Annotated in this window: 24 protein-coding genes; 14 read left to right on the top strand and 10 right to left on the bottom strand. The window is 64.2% G+C overall.

The window, feature by feature from the left end:
• Window positions 1-39: 39 nt before the first annotated feature.
• Together NKI01_RS07040 and NKI01_RS07035 are read right to left on the bottom strand one after the other, a co-directional pair.
• Window positions 40-774, bottom strand: a complete 735-nt coding sequence (locus NKI01_RS07040) for a 16S rRNA (uracil(1498)-N(3))-methyltransferase (protein WP_352791199.1) — start codon at window positions 772-774, stop codon at window positions 40-42.
• 32 nt (window positions 775-806) lie between these two features.
• On the bottom strand, window positions 807-1,469 hold the full coding sequence (locus NKI01_RS07035; protein WP_352482363.1) for a hypothetical protein: 663 nt from the start codon (window positions 1,467-1,469) through the stop codon (window positions 807-809).
• Window positions 1,470-1,543: 74 nt separating this feature from the next.
• On the opposite strand from NKI01_RS07035, the gene NKI01_RS07030 reads away from it, so the two are divergent.
• Entirely contained in the window at window positions 1,544-2,242 is a 699-nt protein-coding gene (locus NKI01_RS07030) for a type 1 glutamine amidotransferase (protein ID WP_023716464.1), read from the top strand.
• Between the two features lie 291 nt (window positions 2,243-2,533).
• Window positions 2,534-2,674 carry a hypothetical protein gene (locus NKI01_RS07025; protein WP_023716466.1) on the top strand — a complete coding sequence of 47 codons (141 nt, stop codon included), beginning with the start codon at window positions 2,534-2,536 and terminating at the stop codon, window positions 2,672-2,674.
• 28 nt (window positions 2,675-2,702) lie between these two features.
• Here the strand turns inward: NKI01_RS07025 and NKI01_RS07020 are convergent, their stop codons facing one another.
• The 3 genes from NKI01_RS07020 to NKI01_RS07010 are packed head-to-tail and all read right to left on the bottom strand — an operon-like array spanning window position 2,703 to window position 5,507.
• On the bottom strand, window positions 2,703-3,473 hold the full coding sequence (locus tag NKI01_RS07020) for a metallophosphoesterase family protein (RefSeq protein WP_352791198.1): 771 nt from the start codon (window positions 3,471-3,473) through the stop codon (window positions 2,703-2,705).
• 38 nt (window positions 3,474-3,511) lie between these two features.
• A complete protein-coding gene (locus tag NKI01_RS07015; protein WP_023716468.1) occupies window positions 3,512-4,648 on the bottom strand; it encodes an alpha-hydroxy acid oxidase in 1,137 nt (378 codons plus the stop codon).
• A gap of 55 nt (window positions 4,649-4,703) precedes the next feature.
• Window positions 4,704-5,507: a FadR/GntR family transcriptional regulator gene (locus NKI01_RS07010; protein WP_352482361.1), complete on the bottom strand. Its 804-nt coding sequence runs from the start codon at window positions 5,505-5,507 to the stop codon at window positions 4,704-4,706.
• Between the two features lie 364 nt (window positions 5,508-5,871).
• Here NKI01_RS07010 and NKI01_RS07005 point away from each other — a divergent pair, with 364 nt between their 5' ends.
• The 6 genes from NKI01_RS07005 to NKI01_RS06980 all read left to right on the top strand — a co-directional run bounded on the left by NKI01_RS07005 (window position 5,872) and on the right by NKI01_RS06980 (window position 13,053).
• Window positions 5,872-7,155 carry a DUF3422 family protein gene (locus NKI01_RS07005; protein ID WP_023716470.1) on the top strand — a complete coding sequence of 428 codons (1,284 nt, stop codon included), beginning with the start codon at window positions 5,872-5,874 and terminating at the stop codon, window positions 7,153-7,155.
• Between the two features lie 138 nt (window positions 7,156-7,293).
• A complete protein-coding gene (locus NKI01_RS07000; protein ID WP_352962385.1) occupies window positions 7,294-8,790 on the top strand; it encodes an FAD-linked oxidase C-terminal domain-containing protein in 1,497 nt (498 codons plus the stop codon).
• Window positions 8,791-9,013: 223 nt separating this feature from the next.
• Window positions 9,014-10,270: an FAD-binding protein gene (locus tag NKI01_RS06995; RefSeq protein WP_352482359.1), complete on the top strand. Its 1,257-nt coding sequence runs from the start codon at window positions 9,014-9,016 to the stop codon at window positions 10,268-10,270.
• Window positions 10,267-10,650 (top strand): DUF4870 family protein, encoded by a 384-nt coding sequence (locus NKI01_RS06990; protein WP_023716473.1) that lies wholly within the window; start codon window positions 10,267-10,269, stop codon window positions 10,648-10,650. Before NKI01_RS06995 ends, NKI01_RS06990 begins: the two co-directional genes overlap by 4 nt.
• Before the next feature lie 68 nt (window positions 10,651-10,718).
• Window positions 10,719-12,020: a glycolate oxidase subunit GlcF gene (gene glcF / locus NKI01_RS06985; protein WP_352482357.1), complete on the top strand. Its 1,302-nt coding sequence runs from the start codon at window positions 10,719-10,721 to the stop codon at window positions 12,018-12,020.
• A gap of 31 nt (window positions 12,021-12,051) precedes the next feature.
• A complete protein-coding gene (locus tag NKI01_RS06980; protein WP_352482356.1) occupies window positions 12,052-13,053 on the top strand; it encodes a hypothetical protein in 1,002 nt (333 codons plus the stop codon).
• Between the two features lie 9 nt (window positions 13,054-13,062).
• On the opposite strand, the gene NKI01_RS06975 is transcribed toward NKI01_RS06980, so the two are convergent.
• Window positions 13,063-13,983 (bottom strand): bifunctional 5,10-methylenetetrahydrofolate dehydrogenase/5,10-methenyltetrahydrofolate cyclohydrolase, encoded by a 921-nt coding sequence (locus tag NKI01_RS06975; RefSeq protein WP_023716475.1) that lies wholly within the window; start codon window positions 13,981-13,983, stop codon window positions 13,063-13,065.
• A 274-nt stretch (window positions 13,984-14,257) separates the two neighbouring features.
• Entirely contained in the window at window positions 14,258-14,992 is a 735-nt protein-coding gene (locus NKI01_RS06970) for a L,D-transpeptidase (RefSeq protein WP_352482354.1), read from the bottom strand.
• A 222-nt stretch (window positions 14,993-15,214) separates the two neighbouring features.
• Between NKI01_RS06970 and NKI01_RS06965 the strand changes: the two genes are divergently transcribed.
• Window positions 15,215-15,850 carry a DNA-3-methyladenine glycosylase I gene (locus NKI01_RS06965; RefSeq protein ID WP_352482353.1) on the top strand — a complete coding sequence of 212 codons (636 nt, stop codon included), beginning with the start codon at window positions 15,215-15,217 and terminating at the stop codon, window positions 15,848-15,850.
• 4 nt (window positions 15,851-15,854) lie between these two features.
• On the opposite strand, the gene NKI01_RS06960 is transcribed toward NKI01_RS06965, so the two are convergent.
• Complete coding sequence (locus tag NKI01_RS06960; protein ID WP_352482352.1) at window positions 15,855-16,109, bottom strand: hypothetical protein; 255 nt, start codon at window positions 16,107-16,109, stop codon at window positions 15,855-15,857.
• A 355-nt stretch (window positions 16,110-16,464) separates the two neighbouring features.
• Between NKI01_RS06960 and hisS the strand changes: the two genes are divergently transcribed.
• The 5 genes from hisS (at window position 16,465) to NKI01_RS06935 (ending at window position 23,489) form a co-directional block, all read left to right on the top strand.
• A complete protein-coding gene (hisS, locus tag NKI01_RS06955; RefSeq protein WP_352592591.1) occupies window positions 16,465-18,027 on the top strand; it encodes a histidine--tRNA ligase in 1,563 nt (520 codons plus the stop codon).
• Between the two features lie 178 nt (window positions 18,028-18,205).
• Window positions 18,206-19,321, top strand: coding sequence for an ATP phosphoribosyltransferase regulatory subunit (locus NKI01_RS06950; protein WP_023716480.1), 1,116 nt, complete (start codon window positions 18,206-18,208; stop codon window positions 19,319-19,321).
• Window positions 19,318-20,019 (top strand): ATP phosphoribosyltransferase, encoded by a 702-nt coding sequence (gene hisG, locus NKI01_RS06945; RefSeq protein ID WP_352962380.1) that lies wholly within the window; start codon window positions 19,318-19,320, stop codon window positions 20,017-20,019. Before NKI01_RS06950 ends, hisG begins: the two co-directional genes overlap by 4 nt.
• A gap of 515 nt (window positions 20,020-20,534) precedes the next feature.
• On the top strand, window positions 20,535-22,301 hold the full coding sequence (locus NKI01_RS06940; RefSeq protein ID WP_023716482.1) for an AMP-binding protein: 1,767 nt from the start codon (window positions 20,535-20,537) through the stop codon (window positions 22,299-22,301).
• 84 nt (window positions 22,302-22,385) lie between these two features.
• On the top strand, window positions 22,386-23,489 hold the full coding sequence (locus NKI01_RS06935) for a calcium:cation antiporter (protein ID WP_023716483.1): 1,104 nt from the start codon (window positions 22,386-22,388) through the stop codon (window positions 23,487-23,489).
• Between the two features lie 475 nt (window positions 23,490-23,964).
• Here NKI01_RS06935 and NKI01_RS06930 read toward each other — a convergent pair whose 3' ends face one another.
• Window positions 23,965-24,438 (bottom strand): methyltransferase family protein, encoded by a 474-nt coding sequence (locus tag NKI01_RS06930; protein WP_023716484.1) that lies wholly within the window; start codon window positions 24,436-24,438, stop codon window positions 23,965-23,967.
• Window positions 24,439-24,459: 21 nt separating this feature from the next.
• Entirely contained in the window at window positions 24,460-25,353 is an 894-nt protein-coding gene (locus NKI01_RS06925; protein ID WP_023716485.1) for an NAD(P)/FAD-dependent oxidoreductase, read from the bottom strand.
• Window positions 25,354-25,472 lie beyond the last annotated feature (119 nt).

The raw sequence follows: 25,472 nt of genomic DNA, 5'->3' as shown, positions 1-25,472 counted from the left end.
CAAGCGAAAAATCCTGAGCCAGAGGGTAACGGGAATTGATCACCAATCGCCGATTGTCGCCTGGATCAGCGCCAGTGCCGCCACCGCCGCCGTATCCGCTCGCAGGATGCGCGGCCCGAGCGGAATGGCGGTAACGAAGGGCAGCGCTCTCAGCATCCCGCGTTCCTCGTCGGAAAAGCCGCCCTCCGGCCCGACCAGCAGCGCGAGCTTGTTCTCCCGCACCGCCTGCAATGCCGGCAGGGGATTGTTGGTGGCGGCATCCTCGTCGCAGAAGATCAGCCGCCGCTCACGATCCCAGTTGCCGAGCAGGCGCTCGAATTTTTCCGCTTCGCGCACATCCGGTACCGCCAATATGCCGCATTGTTCGGCCGCCTCGACGACATTGGCGCGCAGGCGCTCGATGCCGGGTCTTGCCACTTGCGTATGCTGGGTGATGACCGGCTGCAGGGTGCCAGCGCCCATCTCCACCGCCTTTTGCACGAGGTAGTCGAGCCGTCCTTGCTTCAGCGGCGCGAAGCAATAGACGAGATCGGGCAGTGGCGGCTGCGGCCGCTGCAATTCCAGCACCTTCAGGCGCAACGCCTTCTTCGATTTCGCGGCGATCGCCGCCGACCATTCGCCGTCGCGGCCGTTGAACACCAGAACCTCGGCGCCTTCGCCGAGCCGCAGCACATGGGAGAGATAATGGCTCTGCTGCGGGCCGACCTCGAACTCGGTATCCGGTCCAAGCTCGTCCGGCACGAACAGCCGCTGCATCTTGTAATTGGCGCGCATCGCCGAGGAATGCGGCAACGTCACCCTCGGCGTCAAGCCTCGGCGGAAGGATGCCAGACAGGCTCGTAGCCTTGCTGCAGCACCGAAACAGTTGTCGCCGGCGTGAGCATGTGGATTGGACCGTCGGTAAAACCGCCGAACCCCACCGGTTCGCGATAGCCGCCGAAACTCCAGGACAGCGCGGCGCCGTCAAACAGGGCGTACGCCCTGTTTCCTGACGAGATCATCGTGCCGTCCGGCAAGTCCGCAAGCGCCTCCGGTTCCAGTCTCGGCGCCGGTCCGCCCGATGCCAGGCGCTCCTTGTGCAGGCGCTTGTCGAGTTGCGGCGCGCGCGGCTCGGCAATGCCGAAGGCGTCGCCGAAGCGCTGGACAAAATCCCTGGCTCGCTCGCGCCGGCAGAAAAAGCACGGCCGGTGCCCGGCCGCCAGCGCCGTCACCTCGTCGAGGAAAAACAGTTCGGTCCAGCCGGCCTTGCCGCCCAATTGGTCGTCGCTTTGCCGGTTGCGCCCCATCGGCTCGCGCCGCACATTGCGGAATTCGCAGACGCAGATGATCCAGGCTTGCAGCGCCCAGCGCTTCTTCAACAGCGTTCTCGTCTCGGCGTCGTGAATGATGCCGCGATTGCCCATGAACAGGCCGCGCTCCGGCACGGCATGGATGGCGCCGAACGGATCGACCCGGTTTTGCAGTGGCATAGGCGTTCCTTGTTGGCTGCGATGCTGGCGCCATGATATCGCTCGCTGCATCTATTTCATGTCAGCAGGTTTCGATGCGGGTCTTGGTCGTCCAGAACTTCGACAATGAGGGCCTTGGCCAGATCGGCGCGGCGCTTGTCGAGGCCGGCGCCGATATCGACCTGCGCCGGCCCTATCGCGGCGACGCGCTGCCGCAAGATAGCGGCGGGCATGACGCCATGGTGGTGCTCGGCGGCGCCCAGAATGCACTGGACGACGAGCTCTGTCCTTATTTTCCGGGCCTGCTCGACCTGACGCGCGATTTTGCCGAGAGGGATCGCGCGGTGCTCGGCATCTGCCTTGGCGGCCAGTTGGTCGCGCGCGCCTTTGGCGGCGAGAACCAGATCGGCGGTGCCTCGGAGTTCGGCTGGCACGAGGTCGCGCTCACCGCGGCCGCGAACGCCGATCCGGTGCTCGCCGCCTTGCCCGAAAAATTCCCGATCTTCGAATGGCACGACGACACCTTTGTCTTGCCTGAGAGGGCCGTGCGGCTGGCCGGCAACGCCGTCGCCGAGAACCAGGCGTTCCGCATCGGCCGCGCCGTCTATGGCTTCCAGTTCCATTTCGAGGCCGACCGGCCGATGGTTCGCGACTGGAGCACCTCCTTCGCACCGCTGATTGCCGAGCGGCATCCTGAATGGGCAGGTCGGCTCGACGATGAAATGGCCCGCAACGGACCGCAAGCCGATGCCGCCGGCCTGGCCATCGCCCGCGCCTGGGTGGCGACGATCTGATGACTCATACAGCCAACGTTGCCTATTTGGCGACGTTGCATATTTGGCACGCGGCGCCAAATCCGCCGGGGATAACGCGTTTCATCCTTGGCCTGTGTCAATCCGCTAGCCTAAAAGGCGCCGCTCTGCATCTTCCGTGCAACCGCGATGAACCTATCCTGTGACCCGCGCGACACACCGCCGATACAGAACATGCCTAGAAGCGCGAAACCGTCAGACATTTGCGACGAATTTTGCGTTTCAACGCATTGGTAACCCGCTCGTGTATAGATGCAGGAAGCTCAACAAGAGATGACGTCCGTGAAAGCAGCCTTTTTGTCCTTTGCCATGTTGTCGGCCATTGTCTTGTGCGGCCTCGGCATTTATTCCGCCGACGCAGCCAACAACCACAATGCCGTCGACGGCTACGGCGTCACCGCCGCGCTTCGCTAGACCCTCTGCTCATAACCCCACGCCTTCCCTAAGCCCGCTCACCCGTGACTGTCAGGATATGCTTGTCCGCGCCGTCCACGACGAGCGCGGTGAGGTTTCCCGACTGCCAGGCGAGGGTGTCGACATTGACGCGGTTGCCTGTGATCTCGGGCTTGGGCACCGGCGTATGGCCGTGCACCACGATCTTGGGATGAAGACCGGTGTGATCGTGGAAGACCTCGCGGATCCAGATCAGGTCCTGCGGGCTCTGGCTTTCCAGCGCAATGCCGGGCCGGATGCCGGCATGGCAGAAGAAGAAATCGCCGAACGTCACTGAAAAGGGCAGCGAGCGCAGGAATTCGACATGGTTCTGCGGCACCGCCTCGACCAGTGCGGCGTGCCCTTGCCGCAATGCCGCATCGGCGCGGCCAAACCAGGCGCTGCTCCCACCGAGTGACACACCATACGACAGCGCCGTCTGGATGCCGCCATAGCGCATGAACAGCCCGTCCGGATCGGGGACATCGAGAAAATCGAGAAAGCCGAGATCATGATTCCCGGCCAGCATCAGGTGACGCGGATCGCGTTTTTGCGCGTCGATCAGGAAATCGATGACGCCTTTGGAGTCCGGGCCGCGGTCGACATAGTCGCCGAGATGGATCACGCGCCAATCGGCCGACGGCCTTTGACCGAGCTCCGCCTCGATCCGCCGGTGCATGGCGGCCAGCAGGTCGAGCCGGCCGTGCACATCGCCGATCGCAAAAAGGCGCATGCCTTGCGGTCCGCGCGCCTCGTAAAAATTGATGCCGGGCTCCGTCAATGCCTGCGTCGCCTCCGTGGTCATGCCGTCACGGGACTTTAGCGCCGAAGCTGATCCTTGCCCATGTCGGTGACCAGACGCTTTCCGCACAGTGCCAGCGTTATGTCCATCTCCTTGCGGATGATTTCCAGCGCCTTGGTAACCCCTTCCTTGCCGAGTGCGCCGAGGCCGTACAGGAAAGGCCGGCCGATATAGGTGCCCTTGGCGCCGAGGCACAGTGCTTTGAGCACGTCCTGGCCGGAACGGATGCCGCCGTCCATATGCACCTCGATCGTGTCGCCGACGGCATCGGCGATCTCTTCGAGCGCCATGATCGATGACGAGGCGCCGTCGAGCTGGCGGCCGCCATGGTTGGAAACGATGATCGCATCGGCACCCGACCTGGCCGCCATCATCGCATCTTCCTTGTCGAGAATGCCTTTCAGGATCAGCTTGCCGCCCCAGCGCTCCTTGATCCAGGCGACGTCCTTCCACGACAGATGCGGATCGAACTGCTCCTTCGTCCACGACGAAAGCGAGGCGAGGTCGCCGACGCCCTTGGCATGGCCGACGATGTTGCGGAAGCTCCGGCGCTTGGTCCCGGCCATGCCGACGCACCAGCGCGGCCTTGTCGCCATCTGCCAGAGGTGCTTCGGCGTCATCCGCGGCGGCGCCGAAAGCCCGTTGCGGATATCCTTGTGGCGCTGGCCCAGGATCTGCAGGTCGAGCGTCAGCACCAGCGCCGAACATTTCGCCGCCTTTGCCCGGTCGATCAAATCGAAGACGAAATCCTTGTCGCGCAGCACATAGAGCTGGAACCAGAACGGCTTCCTGGTCACCGACGCGACATCCTCGATCGAGCAGATGCTCATCGTAGACAGCGTGAACGGCACGCCGAATTCTTCCGCCGCCTGCGCCGCCAGCATCTCGCCGTCCGGATGCTGCATGCCGGTCATGCCGGTCGGCGCCAGCGCCACCGGCATCGCCACCTTCTCGCCGATCATGGTCGATTCCAGCGAGCGGTTGTCCATGTCGACCAGCACGCGCTGGCGGAACTTGATCTTTTGGAAATCCTCTTCGTTGGCTCGGTAGGTGCTTTCGGTCCAGGCGCCGGAATCGGCGTAGTCGAAGAACATCTTCGGCACACGGCGGCGCGCCAGGTCCTTGAGGTCGGCGATGGTGAGGATGCTGCTCATGGATCTTTTTCCGCTGGTTCTTCGCTGGTTCTTCGTTGAATTTTCTGGCCGCGGCCTACGGCTGTTTTCTTGCCGGCTCGCCATCACCGGGCTCGGAGCGCTGCCTGAGCCTCAGCCGCGACACGCGCTGCCAGTCGCCGCTGCGCTCGGCCTCGGCCATCGACCGTTCGACATAGGAGATGTGGTCCATCGCCGCCTGCCGCGCCGCGGCCGGATCGCCGGCCTTGACCGCGGTGTAGATTGCCCGGTGCTGCGAAAGCAGCGCCTCGCGCGCACCCGGCACGCTGAACACCAGCCGCCGGTTCTGGAACACGCCTTCCGACAGCAGCCGGTAACAGGCGCGCAGCGTGTGCAGCAGGATGATGTTGTGCGCGCATTCGCAGATCGCGTGATGGAACTCAACGTCGATTTCCGCCTCGTCGTCGAAATTGCCGGTCCGGTGCGCCTCGTCCATCCGTGCCATGATGCGGTCGAGCAGCGCCAGATCGTCCGATGTGGCGCGCCGCGCCGCATATTCCGCCGCCACCGCCTCGATCTCGCGGCGGTACTCCAGATAGTCGGTCACCGCCTTGCGATGCATCGAGATCAGGTCGGCCACCGGCTTCGTGAACAGCTGGCCGATGACGTCGGCGACATGGGTGCCGCCGCCTGGCCGTGTCGTCAATAGCCCGCGCCCTTCCAAGGCTTTCAAGGCATCGCGCAGGATCGGCCGCGACACCTCGAACTGGCGCGCCAGCTCGCGCTCGCCCGGCAGCCGGTCGCCGGTGCGCAGCACGCCTTCGAGGATCAGGCTCTCGATCTGCTGCACCACCTCGTCGGCGGTGCGCGAATGCTCGATCCGGGAGAAAATGTCGCTCAAACGGGGTGCCTGGGGGTTGAACCGATGTCGCGCAAGATAAAGCCAGCGTCGCCAACTGGTCAAATTATTTATCCAATTCGCCCGGCCGGGTCGGTTTCACAGCCGCGGCTTCATATCACCTTCTGCTAAACTGGCTGTTTGCGTCCCCTGGCGATTGCCTCTAGAGCAATTCCAGGAAAAGTGTGAAACGGTTTTCCGTCCGGAATTGCGCAGAATCAAAGGGATAGAGCGGTTCGGCGTTTCCGTGAAACGATAAAACCGCTCTAGAGGGACATCATTGCCAAAGGGCTCAGAGAAGCCCGGGGGACCAGCCGTGCCAGACGCCGACCCGTCCAATCTCGAATTCCAGCTGCGCGCCAAAGCCATGGGCGGCAGCGTCATGGGCTTTCCGGCGCACGAAGGTCGGCCCGGCGCGCTCGGCGAGGTCCACGCCCGACCGCATCCGCTGGTCGAAAAGCCGCGCGTGCTGGTGCAGCTTTCCTTCATGACCGAAGGCGGATCGAGCGTCGATCTGGCAGTGCTTTCGGAACTGTCGCAGCGCCTTGGTATTGCCGCGCCCGACCGCCATGCCCGCCATCACGCGATGAAGTGGGGCAAGGGCTCGCTGCGCTGGGAACGGCACACGGAGTTCTCGACCTATCTCTGGGAAGGGCCGCTCGCCGAAAACGGCAGGGGGCAAGAAGATACCCCCTTCGGCAACGGGTTTTCGCCGCCGGGCACGGTGATTTCCGGCATCAGGCTCGAAATCCGCAAATGGACACCGGCGAACGAGCGGCTGATCGCCGGCTTCGACCCGACCAGCCTGTGCTATTCGCTGGTCGAGCGCGGCAACGCGGCCATCGTCACCGATTTCCGCCAGGATGGCGACGGATTGACCCGCATGCTGGTGCTCGATCGCGGGCTGACACCGGCGCGCACCGGGGCGCTGTCGCAGCGGCTGATCGATATCGAGACCTACCGCACGCTGGCCATGCTTGGGCTGCCGCTGGCGCTGATGCTTTCGGGGCGTGCCCGCCGCATCGAGGACAGGCTGGCCCAGACCACGCTGGAAATGAAGGTCGCCGAAACCCGCGACAGCCAGACCTTGCTGGCCGACCTGACCGAACTTGCCGCCGAACTGGAGGCGGATGCCGCCTCCAGCCTCTATCGGTTCGGCGCCAGCCGTGCCTATGACGGCATCGTCGGCGAGCGGCTGGAGGCGCTCGAGGAAGAAGCCGTGCCCGGCTACGACACCTGGGGCGGGTTCCTGCAGCGGCGCGTCGCGCCGGCCATGCGCACCTGCCGTTCGGTCGAGGAGCGCCAGGCCAATCTGTCGCGCAAGCTGACCCGTGCCACCACGCTGCTGCGCACCTGGGTCGACGTCGAGGTCGAGAAGCAGAACCGCGATCTCTTGGCATCGATGAACAATCGCGCCCGCCTGCAATTGCGCCTGCAGCAGACGGTGGAGGGACTCTCGGTCGCCGCCGTTTCCTACTATGTCGTCGGCCTCATCGGCTACGTCGCCAAGGGCGCCTCGATCTTCGGCCATGCCTTTGCGCCGGAAATGGTCACCGCCGCCTCGGTGCCGCTCGCCGTCCTGCTCGTCTGGTGGGGCGTGCGCCGTGTCCGCCGCATGCACTCCGAACCGGGCAAGCAGCCGGGCGAGTAGTGTGGGGCGCGCAGCGGCAGATTGCCGCTGCGAAAGGCTGTCCCGGCCATAGGCCCGCGATCCCGGCCAAAGCGGCATTTGCAACCGATAGCCGTCGCTGGTAAAAGATTTTTACCAGTCGGTCGAAGGAGGCTGTCGATGTCCGGTCTTGCGATGCCGAAACCAGACGACGCCACGCTGCGCCGGCGCGATGAGATCGTCGCCGATATGCGCATCATCGTGCCGGGCGAGGGCGTCGTCGACGCAGCCAATGCGATGCGCGCCTTCGAGAGCGATGGGCTCACCGCCTACCGGCAATTGCCGCTGGTCGTGGTGCTGCCGCAAACCGTGGCGCAGGTCTCGCGCGTGCTGAAATATTGCAGTGACCGCAATATCCGCGTCGTGCCGCGCGGCTCCGGCACCTCGCTCTCCGGCGGCGCGCTGCCGCTGGAAGACGCGGTGCTGCTGGTGATGAGCCGCTTCAACCGCATCCTCGAGATCGATTTCCAGAACCGCATCGTCGTCGCTCAGCCCGGCGTCACCAATCTCGGCATCACCACCGCCGTCGAGCAGGAGGGCTTCTATTACGCCCCCGATCCATCCTCCCAGATCGCCTGCTCGATCGGCGGCAATGTCGCGGAAAATTCCGGCGGCGTGCACTGCCTAAAATACGGTCTCACCGCCAATAATGTGCTTGGTATCGAGATGGTGCTGATGAATGGCGAGGTGGTGCGCCTCGGCGGCAGCCATCTCGACGCGGAAGGCTACGACCTGCTCGGCGTGATGACCGGCTCCGAAGGATTGCTCGGTGTCGTCACCGAGGTCACCGTCCGCATTTTGAAGAAGCCCGAGACGGCGCGTGCCCTGCTGATCGGCTTCCCGACCAGCGAGCAAGCCGGCCAATGTGTCGCCGACATCATCGGCGCCGGCATCATCCCGGGCGGCATGGAGATGATGGACCGCCCGGCCATCCACGCCGCCGAGGATTTCGTCCAGGCCGGCTATCCCCTGGATGTCGAGGCGCTGCTGATCGTCGAGCTGGACGGGCCGGGTGTCGAGGTCGACCATCTGATCGGCCTGGTCGAAGCCATTGCCTATAGGAACGGCTCGACCACATGCCGCATTTCGCAATCGGAGCAGGAGCGGCTGAGTTTCTGGGCCGGCCGCAAGGCAGCCTTCCCGGCGGTCGGCCGCATCTCGCCCGACTATTACTGCATGGACGGCACCATCCCGCGCAAGGAATTGCCGCGCGTCCTCGCCGGCATGCGCGAACTGTCGGAGAAATACGGGCTCGGCGTTGCAAATGTCTTCCACGCCGGCGACGGCAATCTGCATCCGCTGATCCTCTACGACGCCAACGTGCCCGGCGAGCTCGACAACGCGGAGAGTTTCGGCGCCGACATATTGCGGCTCTGCGTCAAGGTCGGCGGCGTGCTGACCGGTGAGCACGGGGTCGGCGTCGAGAAGCGCGACCTGATGCCGGAAATGTTCAACCAGATCGATCTCGACCAGCAGATGCGCGTCAAATGCGCCTTCGACCCCAATCACCTGCTCAACCCAGGCAAGGTGTTTCCGCAGCTGAGGCGATGCGCCGAACTCGGAAGGATGCACGTGCATCGCGGGCAGACGGCGTTTCCGGACATTCCGAGGTTTTGAGGGGTATGTTGGCGCTTGGACACCCCCCTCTGTCCTGCCGGACATCTCCCCCGCAAGGGGGGAGATTGGCTGCTTCAACGTCCTGCTCGCCTTCAAGCGTTGATGGTTGGCGAAAGCCTAAGCGACATCCGATCTCTCCCCTTGCGGGGGAGATGTCCGGCAGGACAGAGGGGGGTGGGAAGGATCGCGGCTTCTCGTCATTTACGACTGGTGGTTCTGCCGCATGACCACCTTCACCCCGACCACATCAGCGGAAACCCTCTCCACCATCGCCTGGGCCGCAGCGGAAGACTCGCCGCTCGAGATCCTCGGCCATGGTTCCAAGCGCGGCATCGGCCGGCCGCAGCAGAGCGAGCATACGCTCGACCTGTCGAACCTGTCCGGCGTCACGCTCTATGAGCCGGCCGAACTGGTGCTGTCGGCGAAAGCCGGCACGCCGCTGGCCGCGATCGAAAGCCTGCTTGCCGAAAACGGCCAGCAACTGGCCTTCGAGCCGATGGACTACGGCCCGCTGCTCGGCGGTGAACCAGGACGAGGCACGATCGGCGGCGTGCTGGCCGCGAACCTTTCCGGCCCGCGGCGGCTGAAGGCCGGGGCTGCGCGCGATCACATCCTTGGCATCGCGGCCGTTTCCGGCCGTGGCGAGGCCTTCAAGTCGGGCGGCCGTGTGGTCAAGAATGTCACCGGCTATGATCTGTCCAAGCTGATGGCCAACAGCTGGGGCACGCTGGCGGTGTTCACCGACGTCACCTTCAAGGTGCTTCCCGCTGCCGAGACCGAAGTCACGCTCGCCATCCGTGGCCTGCTCGACGATCATGCCACCGCCGCCATGGCGCTGGCACTGGGTTCCAGCGCGGAGGTGTCGAGTGCGGCCCATCTCCCTGAACGGGTCGCCGCGCGGGTCGCCGGCGGCAGTCTCGGCAGCGATGCGGCGACGCTGCTGCGCATCGAGGGTTTCGGCCCGTCGGTCGCCTACCGCATCGCGGCGCTGAAAGACCTGCTGAAAAACGCCGGTCCGCTGCAGGAGATTTCCGGTTCGGTCTCGTATTCTGTCTGGCGTGACATCCGCGATTGCGCGCCGTTCGCCGATGGCAGCGAAAGGCCGGTGTGGCGCGTCTCGATGGCGCCGTCGCAGGGCCACCTTATGGTGCTGGCGCTGCGCATGCAGGCCGCGGTCGATGCCTTCTACGATTGGCAGGGCGGGCTGATCTGGCTGCGCATGCAGCAGGACGATCCAGAGGCCGGCCTGTTGCGCGGGCTGATCACAAAGCATGGCGGCGGCCATGCCACGCTGGCTCGCGCAACCCCTGCGCATCGCGCGGCGATACCCGTGTTCGAACCGCAAGCGCCGCCTCTTGCAGCACTGTCGGCGCGGCTGAAGGCCGAATTCGACCCGAAGAATATCCTCAATCCCGGGCGTATGGCGCCGGGCGCAGGCTCTGCTACTCTCGCCCCAGCAACCGAGGGAGGAGCGCAATGAGCGATGCAGGCCAAAACGGTACGTCACGCCAGACCGACCGCTGGCTGGAGCCCGGTCCGACCAACGCGCTGGTCATCTATATCCTCTATCTCGCCGGCCTCGTTATCGGCGTCAGCGGCATTGTCGGCATCGTCCTGGCCTATATCAACCGCGGCAAGGCCGGCGGCTTCGTCGAAAGCCATTACGCATTCCTGATCCGCACCTTCTGGATCGGCCTGCTCTATGCACTGATCTCGGCGCTGCTGATGGTCGTGGTCGTCGGCGTCGTGCTGATGGTCGCTGTCGCCGTCTGGTTCATTGCCCGCTGCATTCTCGGCCTGCAGGCGCTGCAGCGCGGCGAGGCGGTCAAGAACCCGGAAAGCTGGTTCCTCGGACTATGAGCATGATCCCAAAAAGCGGATACCGGTTTTGGGAAAAGATCATGCTCAAACGGTAAGGATTCGTTTACGTGCAGACCTCCTTCTCGCTTGCCCAGCTTGCCGATCCGCATGTCGCGGAATCGGAAAAGATCCTGCGCAAATGCGTGCATTGCGGCTTCTGCACCGCCACCTGCCCGACTTATGTGACGCTCGGCAACGAACTGGATTCGCCGCGCGGCCGGATTTACCTGATCAAGGACATGCTGGAGAACGGCCGTCCCGCAGACAAGGAGATCGTCACCCATATCGACCGCTGCCTGTCCTGCCTCGCCTGCATGACCACCTGCCCGTCGGGCGTCAACTATATGCATCTGGTCGACCATGCCCGCGCCCATATCGAGCAGACCTACAAGCGTCCGCTGGCCGATCGCCTGACACGCGCCATGCTGGCGTTCGTGCTGCCTTATCCCTCGCGCTTTCGCGCGGCGCTCAAGCTGGCGAAGCTCGGCCAGCCATTCGCCGGCCTGTTCGAGAAAATCCAGGCCTTGAGGCCGCTGGGCGCCATGCTCAAGCTTGCACCGGCGTCGGTCCCGGCAGTCTCGCCGATGGCTTCGCCGGGCGTCCATGCGGGGCAGGGCGGCAAGAAAAATGGCCGCGTCGCCATCCTCACCGGCTGCGCGCAATCAGTGCTCGATCCCGGCATCAACGACACGGCGATTTCGCTGCTGACCCGGCTTGGTGTCGAGGTCGTCGTCCCGCAGGGCGAGGGCTGCTGCGGCGCGCTGGTGCATCACATGGGACGCGAGGACGCTGCCTTGGCGTCGGCCCGACGGAACGTCGACGCCTGGACGCGCGCCATCGAGCAGGGTGGGCTCGATGGCATCGTCATCACCGCATCCGGCTGCGGCACCACCATCAAGGATTATGGCTTCATGCTGCGCCTCGATCCTGCCTACGCCGACAAGGCGGCGCGCGTGTCGGCGCTGGCCAAGGACATCACCGAATATCTCGGGAGTCTCGACCTGCCGGAACCGGTGCGTAGACCGGGCACTATCGTCGCCTATCACTCGGCCTGCTCGATGCAGCATGGCCAGAAGATCACCCGCCAGCCGAAGGAGCTTCTGGTCCGGGCCGGGTTCGTCGTGCGCGAGCCGCGCGAAGGGCATCTCTGCTGCGGTTCTGCCGGCACCTACAACATCCTGCAGCCCGGGATTTCGGCGACGCTGCGCGACCGCAAGGTCAGGAATATCGAGGCGACCGGCGCTGAAATCGTCGCCACCGGCAACATCGGCTGCATCACCCAGATCGCCTCCGCCGCGACGCTGCCGGTGGTGCATACGATAAAGCTGCTCGACTGGGCCTATGGCGGCGAGCCGCCAAAATTGGTTTGATTGCTGCGCACCCGCCAATGAGACTGCCGAGATGCCCAACCCAAAATCCGAAGAGATTGGAACCGTCGTTCGGCTGCTGTCGGACAGATCGCCGGCGACGTTCCAGGCCAGCTATGGCGAATGCCAGACAATCATCGTTCGTCATCTCAAGGATGGGTCCGAATTCCTGTTTGCGCTCATAAAGGCAGCGGTAGAAGCCGACGTCCAGCAAGACAATCTGATTATCGACGCCGTTTCGTTTCTCGACGACGCGCATTTGGCTCGTCTGGCATTTTTCCTGCAAGAGGAAGTGAAACGCGGAATAGACGTGGAGGATCTGCTGGCTCACGTCGCCTTGCAGGCGCCGGAATTGTTTCCAGACAGTACCTTGGGCGACATTCCCGATTTCGCAGACTGGCTGACGCATGATGATCCTCGTTCGCCGCCGGCATGTCATCATTTCAGCTTTGAGGAGGGCGCTCCGAGCGACATGTCTTTTCCGACGCACCGCAATCATCCTACCTGGCATCTGCCGGCGACTGGCAGGCCACTTACGGTCGGCGGCGAAGGATCGGCAGTGTGCCCGACCTGTCGAGAGCGACTGATACATCTGGTTACGCTGGACGATCTTGAGCTGACGATGCCTCTTCCCAGACTCCGTATCGAGACCTGTGCGAATTCTCTCGAACCGACCTACTATTCCCACGACGCTGCCGGTGTGCCGACGCCGATCGCGCCTCTGCATTCGCCCTACATTGAGAGGCCTGCAAAAGCCGCCGAGAAAAAAACTGTTCGGTTGGCACCGACCCCTAAACGGTGGCTCAGGCAGTCGTACGGGATAAGCAATTCAAGGCAAAACCTGTTTCGGCTTGGTGGGCTGCCGTCATGGATTCAGGGGCCGCAGTTTCCAGTCGTTCCCGGGACGGACCGGCAAATGAAATTTCTTCTCCAGTTCGATTCACTCGCCGGTTTCTTCTGGGGCAGCGGCGGCATGCTCTACGTCTTCTGGGATGACGAGTCCCGGATCACCTGCCATGTGCCGCAATGCACGTGACGAAAGCGCCTACTCCGCCGCCAGTCTGTCCGCCGTGCCGTAGGTTGCCTGGTAGCGGGCGCGCTGGCGGCTGAGCGCCACCATGGTGTTGCGCAGCAGGATCGCCACGGTGATCGGGCCGACGCCGCCCGGCACCGGCGTGATCCACGACGCGACGTGCCTGACGCTCTCGGCATCGACGTCGCCGACGATGCGGCTTTCGCCGTCCGGTCCGATTTCCGAATTGATGCCGATATCAATCACGGCGGCGCCCGGCTTGACCATGTCGGCCTTGATCAGCCGCGGCTTGCCGACGGCCACGAACAGCGCGTCGGCGCGGCGTGCGTGTGCCGCCACCGAGCGTGTCATGTGATGGCAGACGGTTACCGTCGCGCCTTCGCTCATCAAAAGGAAGGCGATCGGCTTGCCGACAATCTCGGAGTGGCCGACGACCACCACTTCGAGCCCCTTGAGGTCGAGGCCGGTTTCCCTGAGCAGTTCGACCGAGGCAGCGGCAGTGCAGGGCGCCAGGTCGAGCTGGTTGTAGACGATGTTGCCGATCGACGCCGGATGCATGCCCTCGACGTCCTTGAGTGGATGCACCGCCGCCTGCAGCGTCTTGATCGGGATATGCACCGGCACCGGTCGCTGGATGATGATGCCGGTGACGCGCGGGTCGGCGTTGAGGCCGTGGATCGCAGCTTCGAGTTCGCCGGCAGTGATGTCGGCGCGAAAGCGCCTCTCCTCGAAGCCGATTCCGGCCAGCCCCGCCTTGGCGCGCTGGTTGCGGACATAGATGTCGACCGCCGCTGTGTCGCCGACGGTGATCGACACCAGCTTGGGCGGAAAGCCTTCGGCGGTGGCGATCGCCGCGTCCTCGCGCACGCTGGCGATGATGCGTTGGGCAACCGGGCCGCCCTTGAGATAGCGGCTGTCATCGGAGAGGGACATCGAGATAGGGCCTTTGTCTGGAATTTTGGCTGCCACATAGCAAAGGGACGGCGAAAAGGCAGCGCGAAAAGCGAACCGCTATGCCTGTCGCGCGACGTGCCGGCGAAATCTTCGTCAATTCTCGCTGGCGGAAACAAAAAGGGCAGCACGGCTTGCCGCGCTGCCCTTTCGTGACTGGCCGCATCCCCACACGGCCCGTCCCCCGTTGTTTATTCATCTGGCCTCAGAAAGCCAAAGCTAATGTCTTTCTAGACCAGATGATTCGTCGCGGCAACTATATCACCACCACCGTTGTTCCGATATTCACGCGTTCGTAAAGATCGACCACATCCTCGTTGCGCATGCGGATGCAGCCCGACGACACCGCGCCGCCGATGGTCCAGGGCTGGTTGGTGCCGTGGATGCGGTATTCGGTCGAGCCGAGATAGAGCGCGCGTGCGCCGAGCGGGTTTTCCATGCCGCCGGCGAGATAGGTTGGCAGATAACGGCCCTTTGCGGCTTCGCGGGCGATCATCACCGCCGGCGGCCGCCAGTCCGGCCAGACCCGCTTGTTGGTGATCTTGTGAGTGCCGGACCATTCGAAGCCCGGCTTGCCGGTGCCGACGCCGTAGCGCCGCGCCTTGCCGTTCTTCTCGACCAGATAGAGGAAATTCTCTCTCGTATCGATGACGATCGTGCCCGGCTTCTGCGGGCCGTCATAGGCGACTTCCTGCGGCAAATAGACGGGATCGATCTGCGGCCGCATCACCATGCGTTTGGCCGGCGCCTGCACCGCTGCGGTGCGCAACTGATCGGGTTCAGCTTGCCGCCGGTAGCGCCGTAGCGGCTGCGCTTCCTGCCGGCTCTGCCGCACGATGCCCGGCGCATGGCCGAGCTGCAGCACCCAGGGCGCCGAAAGGTCGGGGCTGACCACCACCGGCGGCCTCTCGGCATAGCGGTCGTTGGCATTGGCGGCGCCGACGGCAAGCACGGCCGCGGCGCCGAACAGTGGGAACAAGAATATCTTCATCGGATCGCACCTTGATCGTCGAACATGCCGGGGCGCAAAGCCTCCCCGATTTCCGCGACATTGGGCGCGAAGCGGCAACCGAAACATGAATCGGAATGCGTAAAATGCCTGTCTGTCAGTAAACCTTTTGGTGTGGTTACCGCCCGGTTCAGGAATCTGGTAAAGCCGCGGTAAAGGCCGCTTCAAAACGCGTTAACGCCAAGACACGAACGGAATTCCGCCATGGACGAAAAGACAGGTCTGCTTGCTGGTCCCGACGGCATCGCCCGCTGCTTCTGGCACGGCAACCTGCCGGATTATCTGCACTACCACGACCACGAATGGGGCCGGCCGGTCGCCGACGATCGCCGGCTGTTCGAAAAGATCTGCCTCGAAGGCTTTCAGTCGGGCCTGTCCTGGCTGACCATATTGCGCAAGCGCGACAATTTCCGCGAGGCCTTCGCCGGCTTCGATGTCGACAAGATCGCCGCCTTCACCGACGCCGATGTCGAGCGCCTGCTCGGCAATGCCGGCATCATCCGTCACCGCGGCAAGATCGTTTCGACCATCAACAACGCCAAACGCGCCCGCGAACTCATCAACGAGGCCGGCTCGCTGGCCGCCTGGTTCTGGAAGTTCGAGCCCGGCCCGGACGAGCGGCCCGAGATCGTCGACCTCGCCCATCTGCGCGCCAATCCGACGACGGCCGTTTCGGTCCGCATTTCGAAGGAGCTGAAGAAGCGCGGCTGGAGCTTTGTCGGCCCGACCACCGTCTACGCTTTCATGCAGGCGATGGGGCTGGTCAACGACCATCTCGAGGGCTGCGTCTGCCGGGAACCGGTCGAGGCGGAGCGGAAAGCGTTCAGGCGGCCGAAATAGCGGCTCAGGCGCCGCCGGCGCCGGCCAGGAAAAACCCGGCCAGGATGGCCGCCAGCGCGGCGAACACCGGATAGATCACCAGCAGGCCGGTCATCAGCACGTCGCGCATGGTCGGCCCGCTGCGCTGTTGCGCCGCGATCTCGAACAGTCCGGCGATTTGCTTCGTCGTTTTTGGCCCATAACCATCGGCCGGCCGCAGCCGGACCGGGGCGTCGCGTGCGCCGCTATCGATGATGTCGAACTTCTGTAGCGTGGCCATGGCCCCGAACCCCTTGTTTCGGCGCGCTTATCGGCCCGGATTGTGTCGGCACGATGCCGCGCGCATGGCGCAATTGTTTCAGCTTCTTTTTCTTGCCTTCTCCCCTTGTGGGAGAAGGTGGATCGGCGCGCAGCGCCGAGACGGTTGAGGGGTGTTGGAAGAAATGAGGCGCAGGCGTTCCCTGGAACACCTCTCATCCGACCGAGCTTCGCTCGGCCACCTTCTCCCACAAGGAGAGAAGGAAGAAGCGCAAACCCTTGCCGCTCTCGGCTGCATCGGTTAGGACACCCGCGCCGTGGAAATCGGTTATTTAACCGATCCCCGGAGCGCCACGAAACCACCGAGTACCCATCCCATGGCCGACAAATCCGAAAAGATGAAAGCGCGGCTTCCGCGCGGCTTTGTCGACCGCGGCGCCGACGATCTGCGCGCCGTCGAGAAGATGATGGCGACGATCCGCTCGGTCTTTGAGCTTTACGGTTTCGAGCCGGTCGACCAGCCGCTGATCGAATACACCGATGCGCTCGGCAAATTCCTGCCCGACCAGGACCGGCCGAACGAGGGCGTGTTCTCGTTCCAGGACGATGACGACCAGTGGCTGTCGCTGCGCTACGACCTGACCGCGCCGATGGCGCGCTTTGTCGCCGAAAATTTCGAACGCCTGCCGAAGCCCTATCGCAGCTATCGCTCCGGCTGGGTGTTTCGCAACGAGAAGCCCGGTCCCGGCCGATTCCGCCAGTTCATGCAGTTCGATGCCGACACGGTTGGCACGCCGGGCGTCGCCGCCGACGCCGAGATGGCTATGATGATGGCCGACGTGATGGAAGCGCTGGGGATCAAGCGCGGCGACTACGTCATCCGCGTCAACAACCGCAAGGTGCTCGACGGCGTGCTCGAGGCGATCGGCCTCGGCGGCGAGGAGAACGCTGGCCGCCGCCTGCAGGTGCTGCGCGCGATCGACAAGCTGGACAAGTTGGGCGTCGAGGGCGTGCGCCTGCTTTTGGGTGCAGGGCGCAAGGACGAGAGCGGTGATTTCACCAAAGGTGCCGGGCTGGATAATGCGCAAATCGACGTTGTGATCAGCTATTTCACAGTCATGGCGCAGCACGATCCCGAAAAAATTGTCCAGACACTGGGATCCATCAACCCCGGACTCAGCAATCTTGTCGAGGAAAGGAAACTCGAACATCTGGGCATAACGAATGCGTCGTTTGTCGAGGGCCTTGCAGAGCTGGAACAGATAAGAACCATGGTCGCACAAAGCGGCTACGGTGAGGATCGCATCCGCATCGACCCCTCCGTCGTCCGCGGCCTCGAATATTACACCGGCCCGGTCTACGAGGCCGAGCTGCTGGCCGAGATCCCCAATGAGGACGGCCAGATCGTGCGCTTCGGCTCGGTCGGCGGTGGCGGCCGCTATGACGGCCTCGTCTCGCGCTTCCGCGGCGAGCCGGTGCCGGCGACCGGTTTTTCGATCGGCGTCTCCCGCTTGATGACGGCGCTGAAGAACCTCGGCAAGCTCGACATTTCGGATGTGATCGCGCCGGTCGTCGTGCTGGTGATGGACAAGGATACGGAAAGTCTCGGCCGCTACCAGAAGATGGTCGCCGAGCTGCGCGCCTCCGGCATCCGCTCGGAAATGTATCTCGGCGGCGCCGGCATGAAGGCGCAGCTCAAATATGCCGACCGCCGCGGCAGCCCGGTCGCCGTCATCCAGGGCGGCGACGAGCGCGCCAAGGGCGAGCTGCAGATCAAGGACCTGATCGAAGGCGCGAAGATGTCGGCCGAGATCGCCGACAACGCCGAATGGCGCGCCGCACGGCCGGCGCAGGTGACCGTGGCGGAAGGCGATCTGGTCGCCGAGGTGAAGAAGATACTGGCGGCGCAGGCGGCCGACCGGGCGAAAGGTGGCGCGTGAGCACCCCCCTCTGGCCTGCCGGCCATCTCCCCCTCAAGGGGGGAGATTGGCAGCTTCAGCCTCACCGTCTTCTTTCCAACGCTGGAGATTGGCGAAAGCAGGCGCGATATCCAATCTCCCCCCTTGCGGGGGAGATGGCCGGCAGGCCAGAGGGGGGTGCCTCGCGCCCCACATCCCCATGACCTCCCCCGCCATCGCATCCGACATCGCGACGCTCTTCGCCGCGCGCAACACCCATGCGGTCGAGGTCGCCGTGCTGCAGCCGGCCGATCCGTTCCTCGACATGGCCGGCGAGGATTTGCGCCGGCGGATTTTCCTCACCGAAAGCGAGACCGGGCAGACGCTTTGCCTGCGGCCGGAATTCACGATTCCGGTCTGCCTCGACCACATTGCCAGCCAGGCCGGCACGCCGCGCCGCTATTCCTATCTCGGCGAGGTGTTTCGCCAGCGCCGCGAGGGCGGCAACGAATTCTTCCAGGCCGGCATCGAGGACCTCGGCGACCGCGACACGGCCGCCGCCGATGCGCGTTCGCTGGCCGATGCGCATGCGCTGCTTTCGCTGGTGCTGCCCGGACGGGAGCTGGCGGTGACGCTTGGCGACCAGACCATCTTCGAGGCGGTGCTGGCAGCGCTTGGCCTGCCGCGCGGCTGGCGCATGCGGCTGGCCCGCGCCTTCGGCTCGGCGCCAATGCTGGAAGCGGCGCTTGCCGACCTCGCCAATCCGCCGCGCAACAGCCAGATCGCCGGCGCGGTGGCAGCGCTTGTCCTCGACGGCGATCTGGAGGCTCTTTCGGCGCATATCGCCGGCGGCATGGAAGAGGCCGGCCTGTCGGCAACGGCCGGGCGTTCGCCGTCCGAAATTGCGCGGCGGCTGATCGAGAAAGCCGAACTGCGCAGCGTCCGGCTGTCGAACGAGGCATTTGCGGCTTTGAAGGGTTTCCTGGCGATCGACGTGCCGCTAGATAGCGCCGCCGGGGCGCTCGCAAGTTTTGCCGCCGATGCCGGGCTTTCGCTGGGAACTGCGCTGGAGAATTTTGCCGCCCGCGCCGCGGCCATCGAAAGCCTCGGTCTGCCGATGTCTGAAATCAGCTACGATGCCGCCTTCGGCCGCCCGCTCGATTATTACACTGGCCTCGTCTTCGAGGTCGCGGCGCAAGGCGGCGACCGGCCGCTGGCCGGTGGTGGCCGCTACGACCGGCTGCTGACGCTGCTCGGCGCCAAGACGCCGATCCCCGGCGTCGGTTTTTCTGTCTGGCTCGACCGCATCGAGGCGCTGCGGGAGACAGCGCCATGATCACGCTGGCGATCCCATCGAAGGGCCGGCTCAAGGAGCAGGCGCTGGAGGTGCTGGCCAAGCCCGGGCTTGCCGTCAGCCTGCCCGGCGACGAGCGCAAATACCGCGCCCGCATCGATGGCCTGGACAGCGTCGAGATAGCCTTCCTGTCGGCTTCCGAGATCGCAGGCGAAATCGGCCAGGGCTCGGTCGATCTCGGCATCACCGGCGAGGACCTGCTGCGCGAAAACCTCGCCGACTGCGAGGCACGCGCCGAAATCATCGCCCGCCTCGGTTTCGGCAATGCCGATGTCGTCGTCGCCGTGCCCGACATCTGGCTCGATGTCGACACCATGGCCGACCTCGACGACGTCGCCGCCGATTTTCGCCAGCGCCATGGAAGGCGGCTCAGGATCGCCACCAAATACTGGCGCCTGACCCAGCAGTTCTTTTCGCAAAAGCACGGCATCCAGGTCTACCGCATCGTCGAAAGCCTCGGTGCCACCGAAGGCGCGCCGGCAGCCGGATTGGCCGACATCGTCGTCGACATCACCACGTCAGGCGCGACGCTGCGCGCCAACCATCTCAAGGTGCTCGCCGACGGCGTGATCCTGCGCTCGCAGGCCTGTCTCGTGGCGTCGCGGAAGATGCGCGCTCCGGCCGACGAGGCGGTGTTGCGCGATGTCGCGGCCAGGATGGCGTCGGTGAACTCGGGTTGACGATCGCGGAGCAGGCGCCGTCGGCCAAGCTGCCAATCTCCCTCCTTGCGGGGGAGATGGCCGGCAGGCCAGAGGGGGGTGCTGTCCCGCCGACCTGTCAGCCAATCGGAGCCTCATCCGTTCCCGGTTGGGGGTGCTGAAGTCGAACTTGGCGATCCTTCGCACCCCCCTCTGCCCTGCCGGGCATCTCCCCCGCAAGGGGGGAAATCGGATATCGCCTCGGCCTTTGCCAACCACTAACGTTGGATCCAGCGGTCTAGCCGCGGCACCGACCTGAAGCGATTTTCCTGATGTACAGCAATTTTGTTCTTGCTTTGTGCCGGCAGCTATGCTACTAATCTCCCTGTGGTGCCAATCTCCCTGTGGTGCCAATTGGCCCCGAAGACCCGCCCGTCGAGGCGGTTTTTTTGTTTTCGGCCCTGACAGGGCGAGTTCCAACCCCAGCCCTATCATCGACGGGATTTCCACCACCCCGCCGGGCTGATAGGCTCGGCCTGTCTGCGGAGGACACGGCGATGCCGATCAATCTCGACGAGCTGAAGAATGCCACCAGCCTGCGCGGCAAGCGCGATGGCGGTTCGTTCATTGCGCCGGTCGACGGCACGGCGCATGTCTCGGGCGAGCGCAGCGTGCCGCTGCTCAACCTGACGATCCCGGCGCTGTTTGCCGATACGGTCGGCAGATACGGCACGCTCGATGCCGCCGTCTTCGTCGAGCAGGACAAGCGCTTTACCTGGGAGGAACTGTCGGACACCGTCGATGCGCTCGCCGCCGGCTTCCTGGTGCTCGGCCTCGAGAAAGGCGACCGCGTCGGCATCTGGTCGCCGAACCGCTGGGAATGGCTGGTGACGCAATTCGCCACCGCCCGCATCGGCCTGATCCTGGTCAACATCAACCCGGCCTACCGGCTGGTCGAGCTGGAATATGCCTTGAACAAGGTCGGTTGCCGAGCGCTGGTCACCGCCGCCAAGTTCAAGAGCTCCGACTATCTCGGCATGATCGAGACGCTGGCGCCGGAGATCGCCAAGGCAGCGCCGGGCAAGCTCGACGCCAACAGACTGCCGGCGCTGAAGATCGTCATCCGCATGGACGAGGAGAATTCGCCGGGCATGTTCAATTTCGCCGACGTGCTGGCGATGGCCGGGCGCGACGAACATGATAAGCTCGACCGCATCTCCGACGGGCTGAAGCCGGACGACGCCATCAACATCCAGTTCACCAGCGGCACGACCGGTGCGCCCAAGGGCGCGACGCTGACCCACAACAACATCGTCAACAACGGCAATTTCGTCACCGCGGCGATCAGGCTTACGGTCGACGACCTGCTGTGCATCCCGGTGCCGCTCTATCACTGCTTCGGCATGTCGATGGGCACGATTGGCTGCGTCACCAAGGGCGCGACCATGGTTTTCCCGAGCGAGGGGTTCGATGCCGGCGCCACGCTGAAGGCGGTGGCAACGGAACGCTGCACCGCGCTCTACGGCGTGCCGACCATGTTCGTCGGTCTGCTCGACCATCCGGAGTTCGCCTCCTTCGATCTCACCAGCCTGCGCACCGGCATCATGGCCGGCTCGCCATGCCCGATCGAGGTGATGAAGAAGGTGGTGTCGCTGATGCACATGGCCGAGGTGACCATCGCCTACGGCATGACCGAGACCAGCCCGGTGTCGTTCCAGAGCAGCGTCGACGACCCCCTGGAAAAGCGCGTCTCGACCGTCGGCCGCGTCCATCCGCATGTCGAGGTCAAGGCCATCGACGCCGAAGGCGCCACCGTCGTGGTCGGCGCGCCGGGCGAGCTCTGCACGCGCGGCTATTCCGTGATGAAGGGCTATTGGGACGACGAGCAGAAGACCCGCGAGGCGGTCGACGCCGACGGCTGGATGCACACCGGCGACCTCGCCACAATCGATGCCGAGGGCTATTGCAACATCGTCGGCCGGGTCAAGGACATGGTCATCCGCGGCGGCGAGAACGTCTATCCGCGCGAGGTCGAGGAATTCCTCTATCGCCACCCCAAGATCAAGGAGGTGCAGGTATTCGGCATTCCCGACCCGAAATATGGCGAGGAGCTGTGCGCCTGGATCGTGCTGAAGCCCGGCCAGATCACAACGGAGCAGGAGATCAAGGCCTTCTGCGCCGGGCAGATCGCCCATTTCAAGATCCCGCGCTACATCCGCTTCCGCACCGAATTGCCGATGACGGTGACCGGCAAGCCGCAGAAATACCTGATGCGCCAGGCGATGATCGACGAACTGGGATTGGTGACGCAGAAGACGGCTTGAGCGCGCGCTTCAGGCTTTCGCAGGGTTCGCAGAAGGGGCTTGCCCAGAAGGGACCTGCAACACGGCTTGCGGAAGGGGCTTGGAATGAGTGGTTTCGCAAGATCGGCGGTTTCCTACGGCATGCCGTTGGCCGCCCTGGCGATGGCTGTCGCGGTCAGGGCCAGCGGGGTGTCGGTGGACGAAGGGTCGCTTGGCACCAGGATATTTATCGGCGCGCTTTCGAGCGCGATCATGTTCACCACCATTTTCGTCGTGCTCGACCACGCCGAGGCGGTGGCCCGGCGGGTAGGCGAGCCGTACGGCACGTTGGTGCTGACCATCGCCGTGACGGCAATCGAAGTGTCGATCATCGTTTCCATCATGCTGCACGGAGCCAACAACCCGACGCTTGCACGCGAATCCGTCTTCTCGACGGTGATGATCACGTCGACCGGCGTTGTCGGCATGTGTCTGACATTTGGCGGCTGGCGTCATCGCAAGCAGGCAATCGTCCGCCAAGGGACCAGCGCCTATCTGGCGGTGCTGGTCGCACTGAGCGTCACGACGCTCATTCTGCCGACCTACACGCGAACCACCGATCCCGGCACCTTCTCGGCCGCCCAACTCGGCTTCGTCAGCGTGCTTTCAGTGCTGCTCTATGCGGGTTTTCTGTTCGCGCAGACTGTCCGCCACCGGGATGATTTCATCGACGGACAAGCGCATGGCGCCGCAGTGCCAGCCGACGCCCACGAAAGCATTGCCGCTAGTGCTCTGCTCCTGCTGATCGGGCTGATCGGCATCGTCATGCTGGCCGAGCAGGTCGCCGCCAGCGTCGAGGATGCGCTCGTCGCCTATCAGGTGCCCCAGGCCGACGCCATTGTCGGCGCGATGATCGCCGGGCTGGTCTTGATGCCGGAGGCGATCTCGGCGGTTCGCGCCGCCCTCAACAACGAGCTGCAGCGCGGCCTGAACGTCGCCATGGGTTCGGCCTGCGCCACAATCGGCCTGACAATACCGGGCATCGCCGCCGCCAGCCTGCTGACCGGAAGAGGCCTGACCCTGGGCCTGCCGGCGACCGACGTGGTGCTTTTGGTCCTGGCGCTCTTCATCTGCAATGTGAGCTTTAGCACCGAGAGGACGACGTTCCTGACCGGGCTGGTGCATCTGGTGGTGTTTTGCACGTATGTGTTTTTGATATTTGTGCCGTGAGGGTGGGGGGAGGTGGGCGGTCAGAGGCGGATAGGTTAGGAAAACTGCTTGAACGTCTCAATATGGGCCGGTGGCGGTCTGTCCGCTCTTGGTCACCGCTTCTCGAAAGCAGACATCGGTGTGCGGTGCGTCGACGGCTCATTTGTGGCGGCAAGCCGTGCAAGACGAGCGTCGGTTGACCATCGGGATCACCACCCTGCAGCGCGTGAAAGGTGCAGTGTGGCAGGTCGAAGGTGACGTGTTCGAACTCCATGTGTGTCAGGCTTCTCCAAGAGCGGTCGGACGAGCGATCCTGATGCTGGCCTCGGTGTCTCTGGTTTTGGACATGTGCGTCTCCTCAGGCGCCGGGTGTACTGCGTCAGCCGGCAGTCGGTTTCCGTGACACCGGCCCGCAACCTTCAGAATATGATAGCTCGCGGCAAGGAAGCCGGTGCTGGTTTATCAGAAGGCCCCGCAGGCGGCAGCGGCGGAATAGTCAGAGCCAGCGGCGAACCTCGGCCTTGTAGCGGCGGTAGTCGTCGCCGAACTTCGCTTCGAGATAGCGCTCCTCGCGGGCGATCACCTGCGTCTGGATCGCGATCAGCACCAACGGGAGCAAGGCGAAGGCGATCGGCCCGTCGAAGCCGATCGCAAGGCCGGAATAGATAAGCGCCATGCCGAGATACATGGGATTGCGGGTCCACCGATAAGGACCGGTCGTTGCGATGAGGGTCGTTGGCTGCGACGGCGGAACGTTGGTGCCCAGCCGCCGGAACAGCCCCGCCGCCGCAAGCATCATCGCCGCGCCGGCAACGAACAGCAGCGCGCCCGTCGCGACCAGCAACCGCCAGTCGATGCCGAAAGAGCGCAGGGTGACGAACCGCTCCGCCGCCAGCCCCAACAGCAGCGCTCCTAGATAGACGAAGGGCGGAGGGAAGCGCACACCCGCGCTGTCCGGTTCGACGGCCATGCTCATCTCCAATCTGTGCTCTCAAACAAGCATCGACTGCTGGGCTGAGATACCCGCCGTCGCGCCCTGCGATATTGCTGTGGTGACCGAAGCCATGGCTGGGTTTGCAAGATCGCCGGCGGCGTACATGCCGGGTATGCTGGTTTCGCGGCGCTCGTCGGCCTTCAGGGCGATGCCGAGGGGCGTATTGACCGTGGCGAGTCCCAGTGATTCATGCAGGCTTGCGGACGGCTTGTTGCGCGGATGCGCGAACAAGATATCGACTGCGACATCGGGGGCGGTATCGAGCTTGACGGTGGCATTGTGGCCCCTGTGGCGGGCGATTTCGGTGATCCGGCCATCAACGACAGGTATGTTGCGGCGCGCCAGATCGGCCCGGATATCGGGTGCAATGTCGTGACCATCGGCGAAGACCGTCAACGTGTCGGTCCAGTCGTGGTACAGCCTGACATAATTGTGCGACGGCGGGCCGGACCAGACGAGGCCCCAATGCTGGCCGGCGACTTCAAAGCCATCGCAATAGGGGCAGGGTACGATGGACGTGCCCCAGCCTTCGGCAAAGCCCGGAACATCAGGCATCTGGTCGGCAACGCCATAGCTCAGGATCAGTCGCAGCGCCCCAAGGCTTTCGCCAGCGCCAGTGAGGACAGAGAAATCGTCGATGGCGCCGGAGACCCTGTCGGCCCGGGCATTGACCAGCCTGATCGTGGGATAGCGCGCCAGCTGCTGCCGCGCTTCGGCCAGGATGTCCAGCGGTGGCTTGTGATCGTGGCCGAGCAGACCATGCGAGTGGCCGGCGAAGCGGTTGCGCGGCAGGCCGGTATCGAGAACGGTGACCTTGCGGCGGGCACGGCCGAGCTGCAGGGCGGCGGCGAGACCGGCAAAGCTGCCGCCGATGATGATGACGTCATCCATGGTGATGGGCTCCGTATGTGGATGAGGGGTTGGTTTGGGCCTGGCTTGCACATTTTTGACACTGCGTGGTATCGTAATTCAAGAATTATGATACTGTCAAGGACTGGAATTGTCGTGAC

The sequence above is a fragment of the Mesorhizobium sp. M0815 genome (genome assembly GCF_040319995.1).
Lineage (GTDB): Bacteria > Pseudomonadota > Alphaproteobacteria > Rhizobiales > Rhizobiaceae > Mesorhizobium.
Note: the sequence above shows the minus strand (reverse complement) of the source record. Positions and strands in the feature narration are given on the sequence as shown.